Annotated in this window: 31 protein-coding genes and 1 pseudogene; 25 read left to right on the top strand and 7 right to left on the bottom strand. The window is 43.8% G+C overall.

All coding sequences use genetic code 11. The features are described 5' to 3' along the window. Positions 1-5: 5 nt before the first annotated feature. From GL182_RS13350 to GL182_RS13240, 23 genes are all read left to right on the top strand, one after another. Positions 6-641, top strand: coding sequence for a ParA family protein (locus GL182_RS13350; protein ID WP_163380193.1), 636 nt, complete (start codon positions 6-8; stop codon positions 639-641). Between the two features lie 59 nt (positions 642-700). After that, positions 701-961 (top strand): hypothetical protein, encoded by a 261-nt coding sequence (locus tag GL182_RS13345; protein ID WP_240469835.1) that lies wholly within the window; start codon positions 701-703, stop codon positions 959-961. A gap of 1 nt (position 962) precedes the next feature. After that, entirely contained in the window at positions 963-1,313 is a 351-nt protein-coding gene (locus GL182_RS13340) for a hypothetical protein (protein WP_163380191.1), read from the top strand. A gap of 1 nt (position 1,314) precedes the next feature. Continuing rightward, the gene (locus GL182_RS13335; protein ID WP_163380190.1) at positions 1,315-1,635 is read left to right on the top strand and encodes a DUF4134 family protein; all 321 of its coding nucleotides are present in this window, start codon (positions 1,315-1,317) and stop codon (positions 1,633-1,635) included. Positions 1,636-1,689: 54 nt separating this feature from the next. Continuing rightward, positions 1,690-1,995 (top strand): DUF4134 domain-containing protein, encoded by a 306-nt coding sequence (locus GL182_RS13330; RefSeq protein WP_163380189.1) that lies wholly within the window; start codon positions 1,690-1,692, stop codon positions 1,993-1,995. Continuing rightward, positions 1,995-2,306 carry a DUF4133 domain-containing protein gene (locus tag GL182_RS13325; protein WP_163380188.1) on the top strand — a complete coding sequence of 104 codons (312 nt, stop codon included), beginning with the start codon at positions 1,995-1,997 and terminating at the stop codon, positions 2,304-2,306. Before GL182_RS13330 ends, GL182_RS13325 begins: the two co-directional genes overlap by 1 nt. Then, positions 2,278-4,776: a TraG family conjugative transposon ATPase gene (locus GL182_RS13320; protein WP_163380187.1), complete on the top strand. Its 2,499-nt coding sequence runs from the start codon at positions 2,278-2,280 to the stop codon at positions 4,774-4,776. Before GL182_RS13325 ends, GL182_RS13320 begins: the two co-directional genes overlap by 29 nt. Positions 4,777-4,785: 9 nt before the next feature. Further along, positions 4,786-5,448, top strand: coding sequence for a hypothetical protein (locus GL182_RS13315; RefSeq protein ID WP_240469834.1), 663 nt, complete (start codon positions 4,786-4,788; stop codon positions 5,446-5,448). 3 nt (positions 5,449-5,451) lie between these two features. Beyond that, positions 5,452-6,099 carry a hypothetical protein gene (locus GL182_RS13310; RefSeq protein WP_163380186.1) on the top strand — a complete coding sequence of 216 codons (648 nt, stop codon included), beginning with the start codon at positions 5,452-5,454 and terminating at the stop codon, positions 6,097-6,099. Further along, the gene (locus GL182_RS13305) at positions 6,096-6,755 is read left to right on the top strand and encodes a hypothetical protein (protein WP_163380185.1); all 660 of its coding nucleotides are present in this window, start codon (positions 6,096-6,098) and stop codon (positions 6,753-6,755) included. The genes GL182_RS13310 and GL182_RS13305 overlap by 4 nt, the downstream gene beginning before the upstream one ends. Continuing rightward, positions 6,752-7,549: a hypothetical protein gene (locus GL182_RS13300; RefSeq protein ID WP_240469833.1), complete on the top strand. Its 798-nt coding sequence runs from the start codon at positions 6,752-6,754 to the stop codon at positions 7,547-7,549. The genes GL182_RS13305 and GL182_RS13300 overlap by 4 nt, the downstream gene beginning before the upstream one ends. Further along, positions 7,546-8,721, top strand: coding sequence for a plasmid transfer protein (locus tag GL182_RS13295; protein WP_163380184.1), 1,176 nt, complete (start codon positions 7,546-7,548; stop codon positions 8,719-8,721). Before GL182_RS13300 ends, GL182_RS13295 begins: the two co-directional genes overlap by 4 nt. A gap of 12 nt (positions 8,722-8,733) precedes the next feature. Next, a complete protein-coding gene (gene traK / locus GL182_RS13290) occupies positions 8,734-9,345 on the top strand; it encodes a conjugative transposon protein TraK (protein ID WP_163380183.1) in 612 nt (203 codons plus the stop codon). After that, positions 9,323-9,766, top strand: a complete 444-nt coding sequence (locus tag GL182_RS13285) for a hypothetical protein (RefSeq protein WP_163380182.1) — start codon at positions 9,323-9,325, stop codon at positions 9,764-9,766. Before traK ends, GL182_RS13285 begins: the two co-directional genes overlap by 23 nt. Next, the gene (gene traM / locus GL182_RS13280; RefSeq protein WP_240469832.1) at positions 9,753-10,964 is read left to right on the top strand and encodes a conjugative transposon protein TraM; all 1,212 of its coding nucleotides are present in this window, start codon (positions 9,753-9,755) and stop codon (positions 10,962-10,964) included. Before GL182_RS13285 ends, traM begins: the two co-directional genes overlap by 14 nt. Position 10,965: 1 nt before the next feature. After that, positions 10,966-11,808, top strand: coding sequence for a conjugative transposon protein TraN (gene traN / locus GL182_RS13275; protein ID WP_163380181.1), 843 nt, complete (start codon positions 10,966-10,968; stop codon positions 11,806-11,808). A 219-nt stretch (positions 11,809-12,027) separates the two neighbouring features. Beyond that, positions 12,028-12,492 carry a hypothetical protein gene (locus tag GL182_RS13270; protein ID WP_163380180.1) on the top strand — a complete coding sequence of 155 codons (465 nt, stop codon included), beginning with the start codon at positions 12,028-12,030 and terminating at the stop codon, positions 12,490-12,492. Further along, entirely contained in the window at positions 12,493-14,475 is a 1,983-nt protein-coding gene (locus tag GL182_RS13265; RefSeq protein WP_163380179.1) for a type IV secretion system DNA-binding domain-containing protein, read from the top strand. A gap of 32 nt (positions 14,476-14,507) precedes the next feature. Next, on the top strand, positions 14,508-14,687 hold the full coding sequence (locus GL182_RS13260; protein ID WP_163380178.1) for a hypothetical protein: 180 nt from the start codon (positions 14,508-14,510) through the stop codon (positions 14,685-14,687). Next, positions 14,677-15,684 (top strand): ArdC family protein, encoded by a 1,008-nt coding sequence (locus GL182_RS13255; protein ID WP_163380177.1) that lies wholly within the window; start codon positions 14,677-14,679, stop codon positions 15,682-15,684. Before GL182_RS13260 ends, GL182_RS13255 begins: the two co-directional genes overlap by 11 nt. Beyond that, the gene (locus tag GL182_RS13250; RefSeq protein WP_240469831.1) at positions 15,681-16,589 is read left to right on the top strand and encodes a DUF4099 domain-containing protein; all 909 of its coding nucleotides are present in this window, start codon (positions 15,681-15,683) and stop codon (positions 16,587-16,589) included. The genes GL182_RS13255 and GL182_RS13250 overlap by 4 nt, the downstream gene beginning before the upstream one ends. Next, on the top strand, positions 16,564-17,208 hold the full coding sequence (locus GL182_RS13245; RefSeq protein WP_163380176.1) for a hypothetical protein: 645 nt from the start codon (positions 16,564-16,566) through the stop codon (positions 17,206-17,208). Before GL182_RS13250 ends, GL182_RS13245 begins: the two co-directional genes overlap by 26 nt. 76 nt (positions 17,209-17,284) lie before the next feature. Next, on the top strand, positions 17,285-17,776 hold the full coding sequence (locus GL182_RS13240; RefSeq protein WP_163380175.1) for a hypothetical protein: 492 nt from the start codon (positions 17,285-17,287) through the stop codon (positions 17,774-17,776). 753 nt (positions 17,777-18,529) lie between these two features. Here GL182_RS13240 and GL182_RS13235 read toward each other — a convergent pair. The 5 genes from GL182_RS13235 to GL182_RS24145 all read right to left on the bottom strand — a co-directional run bounded on the left by GL182_RS13235 (position 18,530) and on the right by GL182_RS24145 (position 21,438). Beyond that, positions 18,530-19,612 carry a papain-like cysteine protease family protein gene (locus GL182_RS13235; RefSeq protein WP_163380174.1) on the bottom strand — a complete coding sequence of 361 codons (1,083 nt, stop codon included), beginning with the start codon at positions 19,610-19,612 and terminating at the stop codon, positions 18,530-18,532. Positions 19,613-19,623: 11 nt separating this feature from the next. Then, on the bottom strand, positions 19,624-20,208 hold the full coding sequence (locus GL182_RS13230) for a hypothetical protein (protein WP_163380173.1): 585 nt from the start codon (positions 20,206-20,208) through the stop codon (positions 19,624-19,626). 382 nt (positions 20,209-20,590) lie between these two features. Further along, positions 20,591-20,776: a hypothetical protein gene (locus tag GL182_RS24495; RefSeq protein WP_410492715.1), complete on the bottom strand. Its 186-nt coding sequence runs from the start codon at positions 20,774-20,776 to the stop codon at positions 20,591-20,593. Next, a complete protein-coding gene (locus GL182_RS24150) occupies positions 20,713-21,084 on the bottom strand; it encodes a transposase (RefSeq protein ID WP_205603653.1) in 372 nt (123 codons plus the stop codon). Before GL182_RS24150 ends, GL182_RS24495 begins: the two co-directional genes overlap by 64 nt. Before the next feature lie 12 nt (positions 21,085-21,096). Beyond that, complete coding sequence (locus GL182_RS24145) at positions 21,097-21,438, bottom strand: IS110 family transposase (protein ID WP_240469842.1); 342 nt, start codon at positions 21,436-21,438, stop codon at positions 21,097-21,099. Between the two features lie 806 nt (positions 21,439-22,244). Between GL182_RS24145 and GL182_RS13220 the strand changes: the two genes are divergently transcribed. Beyond that, positions 22,245-23,036 (top strand): IS4 family transposase, encoded by a 792-nt coding sequence (locus GL182_RS13220; protein WP_163380440.1) that lies wholly within the window; start codon positions 22,245-22,247, stop codon positions 23,034-23,036. Between the two features lie 58 nt (positions 23,037-23,094). Here GL182_RS13220 and GL182_RS24305 read toward each other — a convergent pair whose 3' ends face one another. Beyond that, on the bottom strand, positions 23,095-23,208 hold the full coding sequence (locus tag GL182_RS24305; RefSeq protein WP_240469830.1) for an ATP-binding protein: 114 nt from the start codon (positions 23,206-23,208) through the stop codon (positions 23,095-23,097). On the opposite strand from GL182_RS24305, the pseudogene GL182_RS13210 reads away from it, so the two are divergent. Continuing rightward, positions 23,195-23,410, top strand: a pseudogene (locus tag GL182_RS13210) (transposase); the annotation flags it as partial. The gene GL182_RS24305 and the pseudogene GL182_RS13210 overlap by 14 nt on opposite strands. Here the strand turns inward: GL182_RS13210 and GL182_RS13205 are convergent. Beyond that, positions 23,340-23,645, bottom strand: coding sequence for a hypothetical protein (locus GL182_RS13205; protein WP_163380117.1), 306 nt, complete (start codon positions 23,643-23,645; stop codon positions 23,340-23,342). The pseudogene GL182_RS13210 and the gene GL182_RS13205 overlap by 71 nt on opposite strands. Between the last annotated feature and the right edge of the window lie 54 nt (positions 23,646-23,699).

Genomic DNA, 23,699 nt, shown 5'->3' with positions numbered 1-23,699 from the left:
TGCATATGATTATCCTATTCGCAAACCAAAAAGGAGGGGTCGGAAAAAGCACCTTGTCAGTCCTTTTTTCCAATTACCTCTCCCTGGCCAAAAACAAACCAGTAAAAGTCTATGACATGGACTTTCAGCGATCCCTTTACAACAAAGCCCAAGCTGCGGAGGTGATTGACAACGAACCGCTGTATCCGGTAGAGGCTGCTGAACTTTCCCAGTTTACATCCATTCAAAAAAAGGCTTCTAACCAGGTAAGCATCATTGACCTGGCAGGTAAAATGGATGACGACGAACTGGTTCCGGTGTTTCGCAAATCAGACTTGATCCTCTGTCCCTTCAGCTACGACGAGTACTCCGTTTCTTCTACCATCGAATTTTCCTTTGTGATCCTGAAGATTAATCCAAAGGCTAAAATCATTTTTATTCCCAACCGGGTGCGGAGCAGTGTCAAATACGAAACCATGAAATCGGTTCAGGCAGCACTGAAAAATTTCGGGGTGGTGACCAACAGCATCACTGAGCGGATAGATTTCCAGCGCATCACCACCTATGACATACCGGCCAACATCATTGAGGTGATCGAGCCGGTATTTGAATCCATTTACAACGAATACATCGACCCGGCATGGCACAAGACGAATACATAAAAAATCTAATGAGCAATTTCCGTCCGGATAGGCCTTCCCCAAAACCTGCCAGCGGAAAGATGAGAAAGCTAACCAAAAGGAGCCCGCTCAACCATGACAAGGAAATATTCCATCAATTGGAAAATGTCAGAGACTTGAGAATTGAAGGGAGCAAAAAGAGACTGATAAAAATCGACGAGCGGCACGAGGAGATTTTAAAGGTGTTGTATCCGGTATTTTCGGTAGACGTGACCCGGTTTATCAATTTCCTGCTGACGCGTTTTTTTCAGGATCATCCTGAATTGATAGAGGAGATCCGCGAATCATTTAAAAAACTATGACATGGGATGGACTGAATTTATCAAATACCTGGCATCCGGCTACCTGCTGTACTACGGGGTATTGGTGGTCTTGGATCTGCTAAAACCTCAAAACGATGAATTGCTGATCGGAGGAGATGAACTCCTGGAACTACCAGAGGAGGCCCCGACAAGGATTATCGGGGAGGAGGACGATCAGGATGTCAGCCATTCCGCTTATGGGGTGGGGAAGGTCAAACCAGAAGCCAGTGACCAATGGCGACTTTACCGCGAAAATACCAATGTTTCCACCGGTGGGGTCAGTAGTATGACAGAACTGTTTAAGCTGGCTCAAAACGAAACGATAGAAGTCAAAAAACACCTGGTTTACTAATATGAAGGCCTCCTATCTTATCCTCGTAGTCACCCTGTTTTTCCTGGTAGGAATTACGGTGTCCATGGCACAAACACCTCCCGGAATTCCGGAGATCAATGAAGGAAAAAGCCTGATGGCCCAAAACTTCAGGGCCCTTTCCTCTGCGATTCTGGTCTTAGGAGCTCTTTTCGGTTTACTGGGAGGATTGAGGATTTACAACAATTGGCAAATGGGCAGGAGAAACATTGACATGGAAGTAGCTGGCTGGCTTGGGGCCTGTATTTTCCTTTCCGTGTTGGGAATCTTTCTGAGTGCCTTGTATCAGGTACCTATAGCATAAGAAAAGAATAATTCGAAATCAACAACAAAACCAATCCATTTAAATCATTCAATCATGTTTAAAAACAGCAAAAAATCAATTCTAAGTCTGGGCCTGGCGGTCTTTACCCTGGCCCAGGCAAAAGCACAGGGAGTGCAGGGCATCACCGCAGCAGAATCTTCGCTGATCGGCTATGTGGATCCGGTGGCTTCCCTGTGTCTGGTTATCGGTGCGGTAGTCGGAATCATAGGTGGGGTAAGGGTATACATCAAATGGAACAGTGGCGATCAGGACATCAACAAAGAACTGATGGGCTGGGGAGGTTCCTGCTTGTTTATGGTCCTGGTCAGCGTGGTCATCAAGGCCTTTTTCGGAGTCTGATGGGCAAGCAGTTTTCCATCTACAAAGGGCTTCAAAAACCCCTGATGTACAAAGGTTTTCAGGGCAAATACATTGGTTGGGGCATCACCTCCCTTGTGATGGGCCTGGTCCTGGGCGGTTTGATCGGTAGCCTTACCGATATGGTTTTTGGAGGAATCCTTACCATAAGCACTATTACAGGTGGCCTTTATTTTACCAGTCAACAACAGAAAAAGGGCCTGCATAACAAAACAAGAAACCTGGGGGTATTCCTGCCCCCAACAGAACTAAAGCATTATCACCATGCCAAAGCGGAGAAAAACACCCTTTAAATTGCCTTATCTTGGAGTGGATCACTGCAAAGGATATGATATCCTTTTCAATGAAAAAGGTGACTTTGGGGTGGTATTGGAAATCAAAAACCCTGTCCTGCAGTATGCTGCTGATCCGGGGAATTATGACAATTTCCACCAACTCTATGTCAATGCCATCAAAATACTGGGAGAAGGTTACCTGATCCAGAAACAGGATATCCTGAGCAGGAAGCAGTTCAACCCGGAACCTTCCCGGGAATATTTGCAACGGAAATACGATGAACATTTCCGGGGCAGGGTCTATACTTTCCACCAAACTTTTCTGGTCATTACCAAAAGGGCAAAATCAGGTTTCTATACCTACAGCCAAAAACAGCTCCATGATTTCACACAATCCATTGACAAGGTAGCTGATCTATTTATCCGAAGTCATCTGCCTGTAAATGCCTTGAACAAAAATCAGATCAACCGTTACATCAGGCGGATCCTATCCATGAATTTCCACGAAAGCCAATTCTGTCTCAACAACCTGCTTGCAGGAGATGAGCAAGTAGAAATGGGCAAAACGGCTGTACGCTCCATCAGTCTGATCAATACGGATACCATTGATCTGCCCCAAACGGTGAGCACCCATCAGGTCAGGACCGACAAGGATACCCTAAAGGGCTTTCCCATTGACAATATGGGCTTTTTGTTTTCAGTCCCCCATTTCAACACCATTATCTATAATCAGGTGATTGAAATCGTGCCCCAGGCCATGACCCAGAGGAAGTTGGAACTGAAACGGAAAAGACATTCTGGCATACCCGATTCCGCCAACAATATGTGTGTAGAAGACATTGACCAACTGTTGGAGGACATCACCAGAAACAACCAGTTGCTGGTCAATTCCCATTTTAATATTCTGGTGTCGGGAGAGAAAGAGCTGATTCAGGGAACCGCCAATTTCATAGAATCTTCTCTATTTCAGCAGGGAATTATCCCCTCCAAGAATGCCTACAACCAACTGGAATTGTTCAGAACGGCATTGCCCTGCAATACGGCCGAATTGAAACCCTATGATTATTTCCTGACCACTTCCGATGCCGCTTTGTGCTTCTTTTTTAAGGAATCCATGAGCCGGGATGAGGTCAGCAATTTTCAGATCAGGCTGACGGACCGGCAGGGCATACCGGTAAAGATTGATCCCGCCGACCTGCCCATGCAGATCAACCGGATCAACAACCGGAATAAATTTGTCCTGGGCCCATCGGGATCGGGTAAGTCTTTTTTCATGAATGCCCTGATCGAACAGTACTGCATGTACAACAAAAGCCCGGAACCCAGGTGGCTGATGGATGTGGTCATCGTGGATACGGGCCATTCTTATTTTGGGCTTTGTGCCTATTATGGGGGGAAATACATTACCTATTCCGAGAAAAACCCCATTACCACCAATCCCTTTGCCATCAGTAGGGAAGAATACAACATCGAGAAGAAAGATGCCCTGCTCACCTTGATCAGTGTGCTGTGGAAATCAGCGGAAGGCCAGATTTCTCAGGTAGAATCTGATGTGATATCCGATACCATTGCCGCCTATTACCAATCCTATTTTAAAGCCCCAGCAGAAAAACCACGCCTCTGTTTTAACAGCTTTTATGAATTTGCCTTGGTATTTATTCCGGAGATGATCCAGAAGGAAAACATCCATTTCAACATCGATGAATTCAAGTTCGTCCTTAAGAAATTTTATAAGGGAGGGGAGTACGGCAGCCTGCTGAATGAAGAGGTGGACCAGTCCCTTTTTGGGGAATCCTTTATTGTCTTTGAAATAGATTCCATCAAGGAACACAAAGTACTGTTCCCGATCGTCACGCTGATCATCATGGATGTATTTATCCAAAAGATGCGGTTCAGGAGTAAGCAACGAAAAGCACTGATCATTGAGGAAGCCTGGAAAGCCATTGCCTCCCCGCTAATGGCCACCTATATCCTTTACCTGTACAAGACGGTCCGGAAATTCTGGGGAGAAGCCATAGTGGTGACCCAGGAATTGGGAGATATCATTGGCAATACCGTGGTCAAGGACAGCATTATAAATAACTCTGATACCATTGCTTTGCTGGATCAGTCAAAATTCAAAGACCACTACGATGAAATCGCCTCCCTGCTTTCCATCAATGAACACGAAAGGAAAAAGATCTTCACCATCAACCAGTTTGACAATACAGAAGGTCGGGGCAGGTTCAAGGAGGTCTATATCCGAAGGGGTGCCACCGGAGAGGTGTACGGTGTAGAGGTTTCCCTTCACCAATACCTGACCTACACCACCGAAAAGCCTGAAAAGGCGGCTGTGGAAATCTACATTGATCACTATGGCAATTACGAAGAGGGCCTGGACCGCTTTGTGGCGGATTTCAAAGATTCAGGAGCGGAATTGAACCGTTTTTTCTCCTTGATCAACGAACTGGGAATTCCCTATTCAGAAAGGAAAGAATTGACCACTTAAAAATCATTCATGATGAAAACCCTCACATTTCTTGTTTTGATGCTTACCAGCGTTCTGGCGCAGGCCCAGGTGTATGTGGACCCTGCCGTTTCGGGAGCCCAAGCCACCCATGCAGCGGTGATCAATACCCAGCTGAACAACACCAATGAACGGCTGACCTTGATAGAAAGGGGGCAATTGGCGGTGACCGGAAACCTTACGGTGGTGAATAACATGCAGGAGAAACTTTATGAAGGTCTGACCGAGGTGAGTGCCATACTTACCAATCTCGCCGATGTAAAAGAGATTGCCCGGATCGCAACGGGCATTTCCGGTGATGTCCGGGATATCGTGGAACTGGCCCATACCAACCCTGAATTCCTTGTCTTTGCCCAACAAAATGCCTCCCTGTTTCAGCAAAGGGCCACAGCCCTGGCTCTTGAAGTGCAGCAATTTGCCCTGAAGGGAGGCAAGGATAACCTGATGGATGCAGGGGAAAGGGCAAAAATAATCAACACCATTCTGAATGAATTGCTGATCCTGCGGTCCTATACCTATGGAATGTACCGGTCCATGCAATTTGCCAGCATGAAGGGACTATTCAAGTCATTGAACCCCTTCCAGGGATACGTCGAAATGGACCTGGCCATTATGAATGACATCCTTAGAAAAAGAGAAGTCCTAACCCGATAAGCCATGCAAAAGCTCCTAGTTATCCTTTGCCTACTTTTCTCTTCTCCTGTTTTAGGGCAGGTCAACGTTGCCTTATTGCATCAATTGGTGGAAGATTCGAAAAATGAGCATGAAAGGCAATCCGAGGCAAAGAGCAACCAGGCCAAAAATGCCATCAATGAAGAAGTGAACAGGAATTTGATGGGGCAAGTAAAGGTGAAATACCGTACCCTGCAGGAGCGCTTTGCTAAGCTGGATTTATTGATAGAGGCAATAGGGCTGGCTGCGTCAGCCAATCCTTTGCTCAGGTCTATCATCGGCCACCAGGAACAAATCATTTTCCATTGCCAAAAGGACCCCTTGCTGATCCCGCTGGCACTGGAAACCGAAAAGCTTTTTGTAAAGCAGTCCTATTCCCTGATGAATTATCTGATAGGATTAACGGCCTCCATCGGTGACCTCAACCAGATGAAGGTTTCCGAAAGGCGACTGTTGTTGCAGCATGTTTTACAGGAACTCCGGTCGATCAACCGGCTTGCGAGCGCCACTTCGCAAACGCTGGCTTCCGAAATTAGGCGCAGATCAGCGGGAAACAGTAATCCGCAATACCCAAATGAAACTACCGAAATGGTAGATGAAATATTGGCAAACATTCAACTGATAAAAGATTGAAACAGCTACTGACGATATTCCTTTTGGCTTTCTCCTTTGAGCTGTCGGCTCAAACGGTGGTGTTTGACCGGGAGCATTTTCTGATCATCAATGAAAATGCAGCCATGAGGAATATTTCTGAGATAGGCTATCAGGAAAGCCTGAACGGTATCCGAAAAAACACGGATGACATTGGACTGAATGTATCCAGCCTGGCCATGGTAGAGACCATGATTCTACAGTCGCTCAATCAAGTCAATGAAGGGTTAAAAGATGCTATCCAGGTAAAACAGATTGGGAGGACCCTGCAACGGATTTATGCCTTAAGTGATGAAACCATTACCATGGCTTCCCAAAATCCCGTTTTGCTCCTTTTTGCCGAAACCTATATCCGCCAGGCCAAAGAAAGGAGCTTTACCCTGGTAACGGAGGTTTCCGCCTTTGTATTGGCCGAAGGAAAAAATCTCCTGATCAACCCTAATGTGAGAGATGAACTGTTAGGGAAAATCCAGATGGAACTGGAACGGATAGTCGGATACCTGCTTGCAGTCCGCCATGCCATGTATTGGGCCAATATCAATGGCGTCCTCAAAAAGCTAAATCCCTATCAGGCTTATATCAATCAGAGTAAGAATTTGGCTAACCAAATCCTTGTCCATAGACACCTGCTGCGATGATGAACACAAAATCTTGGCTATTATTTCCGGCTTTCGGGCTGCTGTTTATGGCAGGTAGCCAGGCACAAACACCCATTCAGGATCGGGCAGTGGTAGCCCAACAGGAAAGAATGGTTTTCAAACAATGGGATGAAGACCGGTTCCTGCCTCGTCCCAATCGCTTTCTGGGCATTCCCACCAATTCCAATTGGTATTTGACATGGGCTTTACACCCCAACTATCCCAAATTGGACAGAAGGCCGCTTTCTGCGAGAGGGGAGCAAACGCAGCGAATGGCATTAGCAGTGGCGATGAAAATTTCCTCGGACTATTATAAGCAGCAAACAGATACCATCCGGAACCTGGCTACCAAGGAAATGGCCCGCATTTCCGGAGCCTTTTCGTCTGCTGATCCACTGTATCTGCTCTACTACAAAAAGGAGCTTGCGCCGCTGGAAAATATTGAAGCTCAGGTATTCCAACACCATTCCGCTCAGGTGAAGGCCTATCTGGTAGAAAATGGTGCCTATGCCTGGTACCTGGAAAACATGAAAAGCCTGGCGGAAAGGTATGGATTTGCAAAAACGCAGGACATGGAAAGAGGCCAACGAATCCTCATGTATCACCGGATTTTATTAGATCTCCGAAAACTTCAGAGCGACTGGGATCGGAAGTTGGTCCTGTCCCGGAAAGTCCTTGCCTTAAAGGAAACGATCCTTAAAAGGCAGAATGGGAGTGGCCGGTTAGTGAAAAAAGCAGATCCAACCGACGAAATTCTTTCGGGCATTTTACAACGACGAATCTCTTTAAGATGAAAAAGTCAATGATCACTTTCGCTTTATTTCTGATTATTCTGTCTATGGCAAATGCTCAGACTCCTGTACCTGCTGATGAGTACAAAGAAGCCATTTCTTTTCTTCAGGGAAATGGCGTTTATGATCGGGGTATCATGCGTTTTTTCGAAGGCATGCGGGATTATGCCTACAGTCATTTTGGCCCCTTTATTCAGGATGCCCAGGCACTGGCCTGTGTTTTTATGCTGATTTTCTTTTCTATTAAGGCCTACGAAATGATGGTGGGAGATAAAAAGATGGAGATTATGCCCCTTCTGCGACCCTTCGGCTTATTGATGCTAACCATGTGGTGGGGTGTTTTCTGTAGAATCATTGCCTTTCCGACAGACCTCATATCTGCCAAAACAGAGGCCATGTTTTCCACCCAAAATGATCGGATCAACGCTTTGCGTTTAGACCGGGCAATATACATCATAGAGGTAGCTGACAAAATGGTGGAATACCAGGCGACCACTGAATTGGCCTCGCAACAAGCTCAGGAGGCAGATAAAGGTCTGGGCACGGTCATGGTGGATGGGGTTAAAGGGTTTTTTACAGATAATGTATACGGTCCATTGGTCCAAATGAGAATCCGGATGCAGACCAACATGCAGCTATTGGTTACCCAGTTATTGGAACTCCTGGCCATCTGGATATTACGAATATGCGTTTATTTCATCTTTTTTATCCAGATCATATACTCCACCATTTTGGTGATATTGGGTCCCTTTTCACTGGCAGCGAGCATACTACCGGCCTTTAGGGATGCCTTCACTACCTGGATAGCCCGATTTGTGGCCGTCAATCTGTACGTAGGCATTGCCTACCTGGTACTCTATGTTTGCGGCTTGATGCAGGAATATGCCTTTCTGCAGGAAATTCAGAAATACGAAGCGCTTTTATTAGATACATCGGGCGGCGAGGAAGTGCTTACCAAATTGGCCTGGATGGCAGGTAACGGAATCCTCTCTTTTGGCCTGGTGATCATTAGTTTTTTGGTGGGAGCCATTGCTATCACCACCGTGCCCTCGATTTCTACCTGGATCATCAGCACCTCAGGGATCACGGCAGCCGCAGCAACGGCAGGTAGGACTGGTTCTACCCTAAGCCGTAGCGGGTCCCGCATGTCGGCAAAAGGAATTCTTGGAAAATAAAATGCAAAGACAATGATCATCAAAAACATTGAATCAAAAATCAAACTCGCTACCCTTTTATCAATAGGTAGTTTGCTTGCAGCAACCATTATCTGTATTGCAGTTTCCTTCTTTGCCTACCGGCAGGTGGTCAATGCCCGGAAATCCATATACATCCTGGATAAAGATGTGCCCATTCTGGCGCAACAAACCAATATGGAAATGAATCGTCCTGCGGAATACAGAGCTGCCGTGGATCTTTTTCACAGCCTTTTTTTCTCCCTGACTCCAGATGACGAACATATAGAATACCAAATGAAAAAGGCCATGTACCTGGCAGACGAATCCGGTGTATTGCAATACAATAACCTCAAGGAGAAAGGGTTTTTCAACTCCATTCTCAGTTCCAGCTCTGTTTTGACTCTCCAGACTGATTCCATCATTCTGGAGCCCAATAAAAAATTCACCTTTTATGGAAAACAGAAGATCGAAAGAAGGAGTGCCACCATCACCAGGTCCCTGATTACAGAAGGGTATTTAATGGATATTCCAAGGTCAGAAAATAATAGCCATGGAGTATTGATCACGAATTGGAAAACACTTGAAAACAAAGATCTGAGCCATGTTTCGAAAAACACCTTCTAGCGATAAGCGCCCTTCCGGAGTATTGAGGAACGAACTCGGAAACCTTCCCATCAAGGCCAAAAATCGTTTGGTACTCTTGCTGAAAACCTATCCCCGGCAATGCTTTGCTGGCATGTTAATCAGCCTTATGCTGTCGGCTATGCTAGCCTTTGTGATTCCCGTTAATCTTAGGACCGAACAGACAAACAATCCCCGGCAACTGATGAATGAAATCAGAAACCTTGGTTCCGGGATGACAGATGAAGTTAGGTCACTTTTTAAAATTCAGGATAAGTTAAAAAGGATGGCAAAGCTAAAAAAAGACGTGGAAAGCATCGTGGACAAGGACCCTCTCGATGCCGGGGATAGTCTTTTCCTTGAAAATGCCCTTCGCCAACTCGAAAATTATAATCATTTAAACCCTGCAGATGATGAAGATTGACATCAAGCAACCGAAATACATCCTTCCCCTGATCCTGTTGCCCTTTATGCTGTTGCTGAATTTTGGCATGCAGTCATTTACCAGTGAAGATGAAATACCACGTGACGAAGAATCGGAAAATCTTCAGGAAAGTGTAGGAGAAGTATCCGATCAGATCAGGAACCGGGGCATTGATGGGAAATTGGATGCCTTTCGGTCCAGGTACAAAAGGGCAGATGGCTACACGGCCATCCAAAATCTGAGAATTGACGTGGAACCGGCAGATGAAATTCTTTCCCAGTACAATGAGGCCGAAAAAAGAATGCTGGATTCCATTGATCTGGCTTTTAAAAATTCATTGGATCAAGCTCAAATTTCAACGCAACCCGCTTTAAGCTCATCCACCGAAACCAGGTCTCGAATTTCCCCACCTACCGAAGAGGATGAGTTAATTCTTGAGGCGTTGAGTCAATTAGAAAACTCAAAAAATAACCGGGAGCCGGAAAAGTACGAAGATCCCATGGACCTTTTTCGTGCCCAAATGTCATTGGTGGATTCCATTTCCAAAGCCAATGATCCATCCTATCAAGCCCCACAGGCGGAAGCTGAACCTATAGAAAAAGATCCCACAACCCAGCGGTTGAAAGTTTCAAAGGCTAGCCAACCGGATACCCATTTTAATACCGTCATGAAAGCTTCCCAGCCATCCTTTATTCAGGCCATTGTAGATCAGGAAATTCGCAACGGAACCTTGGGAGAAAGGATCAGGATACGGCTATTGAATGACATTCAGGTAGGTGCTGAAGTCTTACCCAATGGAACCTATCTCTATGCCTGGATCAGCGGCTATGAGTCCCAGCGGGTTAAATTGACGATTAGCAGCGTGATGGTAGGCGATAAAATCCTACCCATCGCCTTAACTATTTATGATCAGGATGGCATGGAAGGGCTGTATGTTCCCGCCAGTTCGTTTCGGGAATTTTCCAAGGACCTGGGCGGTAATGTAACCGGGGGACTAAACCTGCAGATGCAACAAGACCCTTCCTCTATGAACCAGATGTACCTGTCTGCGCTCCAACGGGTTTTTACCTCCAGTTCCCAGGCCGTCTCCAAAAGACTCCGGCAAAATAAAGCCAATCTGAAATACGGCACCCTTATTTACTTGATTGATTCGGGAGAATTGAATTCGCAAAACTATTCAAACCAAAACCCTAACTGATATGCAAAGGATAATCTTAATCACATGCTTTTATGGTCTTTTCACCATACCTACCCTTGCTCAGCATACTGCCTCAGGCAGTCACTTTCCTGAAAAGCAAAGCCTATTTATCCGGGAAGGCATTACGCTTCATTTTACCTCACCCGAGCCCATCCAATATGTGGATATTTCAAGCAAAAAGCTGGTAGGGGATCTGCCGGTTGACAACGTGTTCCGAATTAAAATTAAGGATGATAGTGCTGTTGAAGGGGAAAATGAACCCCATGACCTTGGGGTGGTGACCATTATCGGCGAAAAATTCATTGCCCAATATGATTTTAAGTATGCCTCCGGCAACCGGGAACTACCCACCTTGCTGGAAATTGGGCCTGAAAATATGCGCCCATTGAATACAGGAGCGGCACCCCTTACTCAAAATGAACTGAGGGAGTTTTCATTGCAGGCGTATAAGCGAAAAGGCAACAAAAAAGGCCTTTACAGCAGCCAATACGGCATCACCGGTAATGTCAATCATATCCATACGCTGGATGACTATATTTTCCTGGACATCACCTACACCAATAAGACCAATCTGAAATTTGATATCGACCAGGTTAGTTTCAGGGTGGCAGACAAGAAGATTGCCAAAGCCACCAATGTACAGGCCATAGAAATGGACCCTGTTTTCACTCTTTTTGAAAAGGAATCTTTCAAACGCAAATACCGGAACATTTACGTGTTGGAGAAATTTTCCTTTCCTAACAACAAGGCGCTGACCATAGAACTGGCGGAGAAGCAATTGTCCGGAAGAACCCTATTGCTTGAAATTGACTACATCGACCTTTTACGGGCTGACACACTATGAAATTGAGCCAGCCGGAGGCTGACAGGCATGACGAAGGCGGCATGCAGAGAAGATAATAAGTCATGCAAGATTCTCCCAAATTAAGATCGGGACAGGCTATGTGGTCTTAGAAAATAAATTATAAACAAATGAAATCGAGCATGACGCAATCGTCACACAGTGGGATGAATATTAATCATGCGAGATTCCATGTGACCATTAAGAAACAATTATAAACACATGAAACGGCTTTTATGCATCCTATTGATTTTGTGGGCAGGTAGGCTAATGGCCCAAAACGGTACCCAACATCTCAGTTTTGAAGGGGGAGTGGGCGTGCCTCTATTGGATTTAGGCCGTCTGGGATATGAATTCAATTCCCAACACCACCGACGACATGAAGTGTTTTTGGAGTGGATGAAAACCAGGGAAACCGATTACCAAACGGTATTGCTGGGCCTTTTGATCAAACCGGTAATCTTCAGAAGGAATGCCACTTCCCTAAGGTTCAGGGCGGGGTCTGCACTGGGAACCGATTTTACTAGGCTAATAATAGCTCCCTTGGTGGGTTGGGAGTTTTCCTGGGTTTTACTCAAGCGATTGGAACTATGCCTGGGCAGCAGCAGCCAGTTATTGCTTTGGGCCAAAAAAGCGGAGCGGTGGCGTGTGGTGCTGGATGCGGGCATTAAAATACCTCTCAATTAAATGGAACAGAAAAGACAGTTGGAAAAGCTATATGGTATGATCCAGTTTCTGGTGTACGGCATGGTATTCCTGGAACTGTTTCTTTTCATCTACAGTCCAAAAGTCCTGACAGGGGAGGGGATATCCAGGCAGGTTTTGCCCCTGGTGGATAGGTTGATGCAATTTCCGATTTACCAAAATCTGGTTTACAGCAAGCTATCCATTTTACTGGCGATTTGTTTGGCCGCCATAGGCACCCGGTCGAAGAAGGAATTAAGCCTAAACCCCAAAAATCAAATCGTATTTCCCCTGATGTTAGGATTTGGTTTTTTCTTCGGTTCATTGTTTTTCTATTCCATGGAGGCTCGTGCCATTATACTACCCTATACGAGCTGGCCTGACCTGGCTTTTGGGATTTCATCTCTGCTGGGAGCAGTACTGATCCATACCGCTCTGGACAATGTCTCCAAGTTGATCAAAAGTGGGTTGGGGAAAGATGAATGGAACATTGAAGGGGAATCGTTTATGCAGGAAAAGGAAAAGCGGGAGACCCCTTATTCGGTCAATATACCCATGCAATTTTATTATAAAAAACGCATTCATAAAGGCTGGATCAATATTGTCAATCCTTTCCGTGGCACCCTGTTGATTGGCACTCCGGGAAGTGGTAAGTCGTTCAGCGTGGTAAATCCCTTTATCAGGCAAATGATTGCCAAAGGGTATACCATGTGTCTCTATGACTTTAAATTTCCAGACCTGAGCCAAATTGCCTATTACCATTATTTGTTGGCAAAGCAAAAAGGGAAAATTCCGAATTACCGGTTCCTGGTGGTTAATTTGGACCAGGTGGAATATTCCAGAAGGCTAAATCCTCTGAAACGGGAATACATTCAGACCCTCGCAGATGCTTCTGAAACGGCAGAAGCCATCGTGGAATCCCTTCAAAAAACAGAATCTACCGGAGGTTCGGATAAATTCTTCACCCAATCCGCTGTCAATTTTCTGGCGTCCTCCATTTACTTTGTTTCCAGGCATCAGGATGGCAAGCACTCCACCTTTGCTCACCTGCTTGCTTTTTTAAACCGGACCTATGAGGAGATTTTCACCTGCCTGTCATCTTTTCCGGAATTGGAATCCCTGCTAAGCCCTTTTCGCAGTGCTTTGGAAAAAAGGGCCTTTGAGCAATTGGAAGGCCAGGTGGGGACCCTGAAAATCTTTATCTCCAGGCTGAATACCAAGGAAACGGCCTGGATTTTTTCCGGGGATGATTTTGACCTGCGAATTTCCGACCCAAGGTCCCCGGCCATATTGGTGCTGGCCAATAGCCCGGCCACCCAAAACATCAACTCTACCTGTTATTCGGTGATTGTAAACCGGCTTACCCGGCTGATCAATACCAAGGGAAACTTACCCGTTGCCATTGTGGCGGATGAGGCACCTACCCTTTATATCCATCGGGTGGAAAACCTGATTTCCACTGCCCGAAGCAACAAGGTAGCCGTTTTATTGGGGCTACAGGAATTGCCCCAGTTGAAGCAATTGCAGGGAAAAGATACGGCCACCACCATGACTGCTGTGATCGGCAATGTGCTGAGCGGTTCGGTTAGGAATAAAGAAACCCTGGAATGGCTGGAACGGATGTTTGGCAAAAAGAAACAGTTAGGAGAGAGCGTTTCCATTGATCGCATGAAGACCTCTGTTTCGATGAATGAAAAATACGACCCCCTGATCCCTGCCGGAAAGATAGCCGGAATGCAAACAGGGGAGCTGGCGGGATTATTAGCAGTCGACGCGGAAAAGTTCAATGGAAAATACAAAAGCGCTGCTTTTCACTGTAGGGTAAATCTTGATCCTAAAGCATTAAAAACAGAAGAACAACACTACCGGGACATTCCCAAATGCTATGAATTTAACGATGCAAAAGAACGAATCCTCACCCGGAATTTTATGCGGATCCGGGAAGAGGTAGAGAACATCATCAACTACTATACCGCATCAGCTTAAGAAAATGTATCCATCATTTAAACACCATCCAAATGAATTCAAAAGATGAAAGAACCATGCGATCCCTGATGGAAAAATTGGATCGGCTTCAAAGAAAAGGCCAGGTAGAATTGACTTCTGAGGAAGCGGAATTGTACCAGATTGACACGATGGACGAGCTTCCCGAAGAAGATCATGTTGAATCCAATAATCACTTGAGATATGGCGATTGAAACTCCGAAAATGCACGAACTGGTAGCTGAGAAGATCATTGCCCAGCTCAAGGAAGGAACGGCTCCCTGGCAACTGCCCTGGAAGAAATCAAGCGGGGCCTTCGATAAGCCCTACAATGCCGTAACCAACAAGGCCTACCGGGGATTGAATTCCCTTTTTCTTCAACTGTTCACCCCCTTTGAAGACCCACGCTGGGCCACCTTCAAACAGGCCCAATCTCAGGGCTGGAGTGTGCAAAAAGGAGCGAAGGGAATGGCCATCAATTTCGTTAAGACCCACCAATTGATTCCCAAAAGAGATGAGCAAGGCAAACCTGTCCTGGATCAAAAAGGCAAACCCGTGAAAATCCGGAAGAAACTGAATACTCCCATTGTCACCAAAGCCTGGGTTTTTAATGCCGAGCAGATAAATGGTGTAACCCCGCTGGAAAAAAAGCAGGCAATCAGCCACTGGGAAAAATTGAACCGGGTAGAAAACCTAGTAAAAAACACCGGAGCCAATATTGAACATGTTCCCGGTAACAGAGCGTATTATTCCCCTTTAGCGGATCGAATCAGGATGCCGGAAAGGACGCAATTCAAGGCCTCCGATAGGTATTATGCTACCCTTTTGCATGAATTGGGGCATTGGACCGGCCATAAGGATCGGCTGGACCGGAGTATCATGAACACCTTTGGCACACAGGAATATGCCAGAGAAGAGCTGAGAGCCGAAATAGCCAGCATGATGCTGGGCTCGGAACTTCAGATCGGCCATGATCCCAGGCAACATGTGGCCTATGTGGACAGCTGGATCAAGATCCTAACGGAGAAACCATTTGAAATTCATCAGGCAGCGGCTGATTCCCAAAAAATCATGGACTACCTGATGGCCTTTGACCGAAAAAGAGAGCAGAAGCAGCAGGAAGAAATGCAGACAGGTACGGAAATTTCAAAGCAACCGGAAAATAAAGAACCGCAAGAAGATTTGGAACCCACTTTAAAATTTGGAAGATGATTATTGAAAAGAAATTACCCATGCAGGATTTGAAACTATTCGGAATTTATAAAGACGGAAAGTTTACAATCCCGGAAGACCAGGTCCGGGCGTTACAGGAAGGAAAAATGACCGACGTAGTGGAATTGAAAGATTTGAAAGGAAAGGATGTGCATATTGACAGTTTACCTGCCAGGCTATCCATCGTAAGGGGTACAGACGGCAACCCCTCTCTGAGAATTGATCCGGTGTACCGGTCCCCCAACTCCCATCCCCAACTCTCCACGGAGGAGAAAAAAAGGTTGCTCCGGGAAGATCTGGCCAATATCCGGAAGAATTATGTGGACCGGGATGGAAACGTACGGACGGAGATCATTGCCTATGACAAAACTACCCGTCAGTTTATGAGCCATGATCCCAGGTCCGTCCAGGCACCCGAAGCTGTGAACAATGAAAAACTGACAGCAGAACAAAAAAGAAAATTCAAAGAGGGGGAAACGGTGAACCTGGCAGATGGTACCCAATTTCAATTTTCAACAACTGATCGAAAAGGGGTCCGCTCCAACCGAAATGGGCTGGTAGTATCCATATTGCTGGACGGAGGAATATCCTATTTATTGCTGACCGGATTGGGAAGGATGTTGGGCAAAAAAAGTACTGAGGAACAATCCTATTCCAAAGGCTATCAGGAAGGACTTAAAACGATGCAGAAAAATATGGAACGGCGAATTGCCCTTAATCCCAATGACAGGGATGCAGTCAGAGACCTAAACAATGTCAGGGAGGAACTTTCAAAAATTTCCGCAGGTCATCCGGCCAACTATCAGAGCAAGGATGTAGATGAGGTCAAACGGTTTAACTCGAAGGATACCGAGATAAACTCCCAGAATCAATCAGAAGATGAACAGCGTCAAAGAAGGATTTGAATTGCTGGACAGTTTGGGGATTAGCAGAGAAGTTCAGCACCTGTTTTCAGCCGGCTTGCGGGAGGATGCCAGTGGCAAATTGATTGCGGATTACCGGGATGAAAAGGGAAGGGTGGTGGATCAGGAGATTCTTGCTGTTTCAATGCAGAAAATGTCTTCTTGCGGTATCCTTCACTTTTCATTCGCACTGCCTGAGAATGTTCGCACATTGTATATTTCCGATGCGATAATGCATTTGATTTTTATGGTGCAGCGAAAAATCGGTAGGATAGATTTCTCTTATGCTGCTTTTCTGATGGCAGGAGCCAAAATGGACCGGGAATTAATAGTGAAAGGAATGGATCAGTTTCCTGAGGGTGTGAAAATATATACCCTGTTTGGTCATTCGCTTATTGGAAGGATCAGGGACTGTAAAGTGCAGCATTGGGTAAAGGGATTGAATGGTTCATTTAGGGTAGCAGGTAATAAGGTGGTTGCTTTATTTAAAGGCAGGGAATTTTGGATGGAGGTGGGGGAGTTTTCGTTGAGGAACCATTACAGGCAGGTAGGTTTGCGGCAAACGGTAAGCACCTGTAAACCAATTGATAAAAATATTGACAATTTTTATTCGTTTAGTTAATTTTAGGTATGATTTCCAATTTAACATTAAAATAGACCCAATTAAATCCCTAAAATAACCTAACCAAACCACTGTTATGAAAAGATTTAAAAGCCTCCTATATTTTGCCTGCATCTTTTTGGCATTTTCCTGTAGTAATGATCCGGATGAAGAGCCACTAGTAGAAAAGACAGCGCGGATTGAAATCGAGTTCGAGGGAAGCCTGGACCAGTACCTGGTTAATTTTGGGCTGCATTCCCTCTATACCGGCCAAAGCGGTTTTGTCAGTGCCACCATCGTTCAGCCCAGTGAACTGGAATGGACCCAGATTATCGAACAGGCCAATACCTTTAACATTTCCACGCCCCTTACCTTTTCCGAACTGATCGTAGAATCAGCATCACCCGTTCATACCTTCGGGTTTATCTTCAATGTGGTCCACAACGGAGACATTCCTGACGAAGACTTTGAGGATTTAAGTGCTACAATTAGGATTTTTGGAAACAATACCGAAGTCCAAACATACCAGTTCGTAGCTAGGCCGGTAGGGGAGGTTTCTGAGCCGTTGAGTGAGACGGTGAGGTTTTAAGTATATAAATTTTAGTTTTTAATTTTGAGGAAAAGAATTTCTTTCTGGTAAATGTTCCCATTCACCCTTGGCTCCTGGAAGACATTGAAAAGGTGATACCCCCCTAATCCCCCTTCCAATAATATTAAGTTAAGCATTGTGAGCTACAAATTCGGTCTCCATAAATTGATTTTTTGGTTTTTAGGTTTCGGTATGCAGACTTTTATCAGATTGAAAGCATACCTTTTCCTTACCTTATTTTAGGGCTTTAATTTTCGTGGTCGATATTTAAGGGGTTATTTTTTTCTCCATATTTATAGTATTGATTTATCCTGGTGGGTTTGCCAAGACTGCCTTGAAAATTTTTTGATGTTGAATTGGAGGTTATGTGGTTTATTGCCACAGTAAAACTAGATTTCGGCACCTCTTATTGGGATTATGAAAAATGCATTATTGAGGAGTTGAGAAATGTTGTGGGTTTTGGAAGGGAAATTAATATTTAAATATCGGAACTAGAAAGTTTAATTCGGTCCTTATCTGAAGGATTTATACTCTTTCATCTCAGTTGAGTACCAATGTTTAATAAAAAGTATTTATAAGTTTATCAATATTTTTTTTAAATGAGAGGGAAAGCACTTCTATTAAGATATTATGCAAATCATTATAATAAATTTGTATTATATCTAAATATAATTCCCTGTCTGTCTTTCTAGGTTTAGGTAAATAATTTTCAAATTTATTTGATGTGAAATCGGATTTACCTTTGATTTGATTTCACTTCTGCTTTAAAAACTCAGCTCTGATATTTACTTTTCTTGTCGCAGCAGTTTGCAATGCTTTCACAAATATTTCCTTTGTGTACAGTTCTCCTTTTTTTAATCCTGCCGACTGCCGGAGAATTATAAACTTATCTCTTTTTGAATTTGAATGATGCAGCCAGAAAGCCTCCATGCCTAGTTCGCTTTGTCTAAGTACCCTGAGCGTGAATTTGTCATTCAGGCCATAAATGTTTTCGGTGATCATCTCAAGGATTTTATGAAAACTGTTCAAATAATCATTATCTACAATTACCTGAAGAAGGGGGGCGTTTTTGGTACTCTTTTCAAAATCATAAAGGTATCTGTCCTCGTCGGATGCAAGTATCCTGAACGCATATTTCGATGTAATTGGGTTGCTTTTTTTATCGTAAAGTGAGTTGAAGTCAAGAGAGTAGACAGGTAGAGAAGATACGGCGTTGCGGTACGTATTGATAGAAAAATCTATCTTGCGTTGCCTGCGCTTAACGCGAAGAAATTCTTTTGATCTTGACTTTACAATGTAGTCACGTTTTGATTTACGGAAACTACTTAATCCAGCAGTCTGACTATCTGTGAAGTAAGTATCCGACCACTCGCTGCCATATTCCTGGTAATTGTTCACCACAAGTGAAAGAGGGCAAACTGCGTCGCCAAATTGTGGGTCTTTTACAAAAACAAGAGGTGTACCCTGTCTGCCATCATAACCAGTAATCATTAGGAAATGTCCGTGCCCTGTATCCCACTTAATCCTTATGGCAATTGGAAATCCTCCATCAATCTTTCGCTTGATTTCTCTTATAGAAAGCGGTCCTTCTTCATGGCCGTAAAAGTGTCCTACCTTTTTTAATGCTACGTCCAATTCAAGTGGCACACTACATGCACCGGAATCTTTCTGATGACAACACGTTGAACGGCGTAATACTTCATTAACAAGTGCACATTGTTGCGACCAGTTTGAATTCTCATCGTAAAATAACGCAACGCTTACAGCATTAGCAGCCCAACACCAATCAGAGGTCTGCTGCTTTTGCATTTCGAAGTTCTCTAATTCTTTTAGCATATTTCAACAGCCTACTTGTTTTTAAATGTAAGCTTGATCTGATGCTCCGCAGATTTTGTCCTGTTTGCGCTCCCGTCAACACCGATGTTCCAAACCTCGAAACTTAAGCCACCTGCGTTCTTGTCGTAGATCGAAAAAACTATATCTATTTCAAATTCCTCCTTTACAAGGTGACCTAATGAAACTTCAAGCGAATTAAATTCCTTGGCCGCGCTTATAATTACATCCTTTATATCAGTATCTGTAAATTTGATTTTACCAGAACCCGCTTTGTTTTCCTTTTTAGTAAGTGTATAGGTGACACTCGTTGACTTGCTTTGGGTTCTTTCTTTTCCGATTTTGAAGATGAGCACTTTAATTTCAGCGTCTACGGTAGATGCCTTTGCAATTTTCAGAGTCAGATCGGCATTTGTAATTTCCACGTTAGTTATTCCTTCATTTTCGAGTTGCTTCAACGCCTGTTCATACTGTCGCTGTACTTCGCTTACAACATCCTGAAGACTGGGTAAGTTTTTGTTATCGATTGTCAGCGATTTTTGTGATTCGCATGATGACATGATAATGCAAATCATTAGAAAAATAAAAAGTTTTTTCATGAGGATTAGGATACGTTTTTAAAAGCCTTTTTGAACCGATAAAAGCCCTTTTTCTAATAACCAACCTGAAGGTACTCAGTTGATCTATTGATGAGCTTCTACTTCTCTGAAGCTAATATAAATATAATAACCTGAGATTCTATGTTACAAACCAAATTCTATTCAATGAATTTTGAGTTTTTTTAGTCATTGCCACAAAGAATGTCAAAATATTAAACATCTATTTCTTTTTGTGCAAATTTTCTTTTTGGTAAATTTTGTTTCATAAATCGGTCATGAGCCAGTTTCTGAAGAGAGTGTCTATTCTAGGGCATCTCTCTTCTCTCTTCTCTTTTTCATAATCATGGCAGTACTCTGTCTTATTCTTGAATAGAACGTATGCTTATTCTAATTCTAATTCTAATTCTAATATCTTTTTTTGTACAGCCATTAGACCCTTCATTTTGATTCCATGTCCACTGCCCACCAATCTTGCGTAGAGGTCTTTATTAATGGGATTATACTTTACAGCCGACAGAGCTGGGAGGTGCAGGGATTTCCTGATATGCCTGTTCCCTTTTTTTGATATCTTGGGCTTGACTTTGACCGATGTACCGGATAACTTCTTTTGAAGCCCGTTTCTGCAAAGCTGGTCAACTGCTTTTTGTTCCTTATCATTTCAAAACCATTTGTTTCTGCCAAAAGGATCACGGCGGTCAATACCCCCACTCCAGGGATCGTGCAAATCCTCTTTACCTCTTGTTTTATATGCGGCCAGCTAGACGGGATCCCGTTGATTTCTTTTTTAATTTCCTGCTCCTCCTTGTTGAGAAACTTGATTAGTTTCCTAATCCTTCCTATACTGTTTTTTAGGGTATGATTCACTTTATTCTGCATGCAGACGGTTCTTCACCATTGTCCGTTCTTCACCATTGTCGGTTCATCGACAATCTGGTCACGCTCCCTGGTCAGTTGTTGCAGACTCCTGAAGGTATCATCTGGTTTTTGCCAGTTATCCAACTTGCGCTCAAGCCCAAAACATGCTTTTGCCTCAGAGCAGGTCCTGTCTGTCACTGTTTTGACATCCAGGGTACGCTTATGATTGCTGATTTTATTGGGAAGGACGATACTTACATCATAGTCCATTTCTTGCATATAACACGCGAACTTCTGGTGGTACAAGCCCTTGGTTTCCATGACTATAGGGAAAGGGAAACAAGGGTCAGTATGCTTTTTTATCCATTTGTTCAATGCTGCAAATCCGCTTTTCTTGTTGCCGTATACGCAGTGTGCATACAGTCCAATACTTAAATCCTCCCTTAACCTGCCCAAGCTTACCTCTAACTCCTTTTGGGATACATCTACTCATAGTACTTGTTTTAAAATCTTCACTTTCTTTGGCTTTATGGTGAACAAAAACATAAAGCGAATTATCCCTCTTCGTTTTGTCTCCTGGTTGGATATTCTAAATATGGTCAAACATTAACCGTTCCTTACATTCTATCCAAAATCTAAGAGATAAAAAAAGAAGTGGCAATACCTCAGGTAGAATATGCTCTATAAGCTAATTGTTCGATTATTCGCTCCGATTCTTTTTTCACTTTACAATACTAATTTATTGAGTTTGCTAACATAGGAGTTCAATGCTATTAAGTTAAGAAAAAAATGGCCTCAGGAGACAAAATAAGCCGATTTTCCTTATGAAAGCCGGCCTATTTTAGGTAAATTATGTCGTTTTAAACATATAGCTACGGAGGCACAAAATACCAACCAAAACACGACGGATATATCTTGCGATTGTCCGAAAAATAATCTTTGAAAAATTCCATTCAACTGAAAATCAGTCCATTTACTGTTCGGATGCTGCTCATTTTTACAGGTCTTTCCCGCTCGACTTCCAAACTGTAGCACTTTCAGTGCTCAAACTGTTCAAAGAATCCGGCGGTTCTGATACCGAAGATGTCCTTTCAAAGCTGGAGAAACGAGAAGTCACCGGGAGTTCTTTCTCACAGGCCCGCTATAAAATTGAATGGTAATTTTTCTCTGATCTCTGTGCTATCAGTTCAAAAGATTATGACACGTTCACCACTGCCAGATGGAAGGGGTACAGGGTCTTTGGTGGCGATGGAAGTACGCTAAATTTGCCAGCATCCAAGCAGATAAGGGGATATTTTCGGCTTCAATCCAATTGTTCAAAGACCTCACTGGCTAGGATACGTCCTGTCTATGACGTACTTACCGGCCTCACGCTACAAACAAGACTCGGAAGAATGAGTACGGGCGAATCCGGCCTACTCAATGACTGCCTGTTGAAAATTCCACCCAGGCCGGATGATCTGCTGGTGCTGGATAGGAATTTTGGAACCTTTCACATTGCACACAAAATGACCTGCGAAGGAAGACACTTCTGCATCCGGATGTCCACCGGGATTTCCAATTTTGCAAAAGCGGTAATGGCCGATAGCAGGATGGATTTTATCACCGAATGGGTCCCTAGCAGATCGGAAAGGGAAACAGCCAAAACATCGGAAACGATACGGGTAAGGGTAACCAAAGCCGTTCTTGACTCAGGTGAAACCGAACTGCTGGTAAGCAGTCTACAGGATATGGAATCATTTAAAAATGAAGAGCTTGTAGAACTTTATGGCATGAGATGGGGAGTTGAGGAAGGGATAAAAAATTTGAAGCCTAAGATTAAAGTAGAGCAGTTCGGATGTAGAAAGCCGCAGGGAATCTATCAAGAATTTTATGCCCATATCCTGGCCATGAACATGCTAGCACTTGCCGGTATAGCTACTAATGAGCAGCTTGAAAAAAAAGAAGGTCCAGTAAAAAGAAACGGAAATTGATGTACAAATGTTTATTTCAACTGAAAAGTATACCGGCGGTGCCCGGCTGTTTGTTCTTTCATTTGCCCATAATCTGCTTGGTTTCCCTCAACAGGTAGGATTCCCCATTCAGATTTACAAGGTGGGCTTTATGGGTGATCCTGTCGACCTGGGCAGCCGTTAGAAACAACATGAAAAACACCCTGGTGGAGCTATAGGATAAGATCTTGCTACGAAAAAGAGCTGTAATTGAAACGGTAAATGACCTACTGAAAAACATGTGCCAGATTGATCATTCTACGCATCGTTCTTTTAATAATTTCATTACAAACTTGATATCAGGCTTGATTGCTTATTCTTTTTTTCCAAAAAAGCTGCAGAAGTGTCTTCGGTAATCAAATAAATTTCTTCATTTTCATTCCCGATAATAAGATGCTCACAATGTATTATCAGCTTGGCATCAATAGATTGGATAAAACGGTTTTTCTGAACTTCAAATTCTGCATCTGTTAGTTTTGTGAAGTGGTTTGCCACATGTTGGGTTTTGACCAAATTAAGAAACCTAGTAGGAGCCAATGAAATCAGTTCATCAGTACCTTTATTTTCAATAAACTTAATTTCATAAAGCAATTATTCAGTAAAAAAGTACTATTTTTATCTCAATCAGTATTGTGACCGAAAAGT

Source organism: Cyclobacterium sp. SYSU L10401, from assembly GCF_010993705.1.
GTDB lineage: Bacteria > Bacteroidota > Bacteroidia > Cytophagales > Cyclobacteriaceae > Cyclobacterium.
The sequence above is the reverse complement of the archived record's forward strand: the minus strand, read 5'-3'. Positions and strand labels throughout refer to the sequence as shown.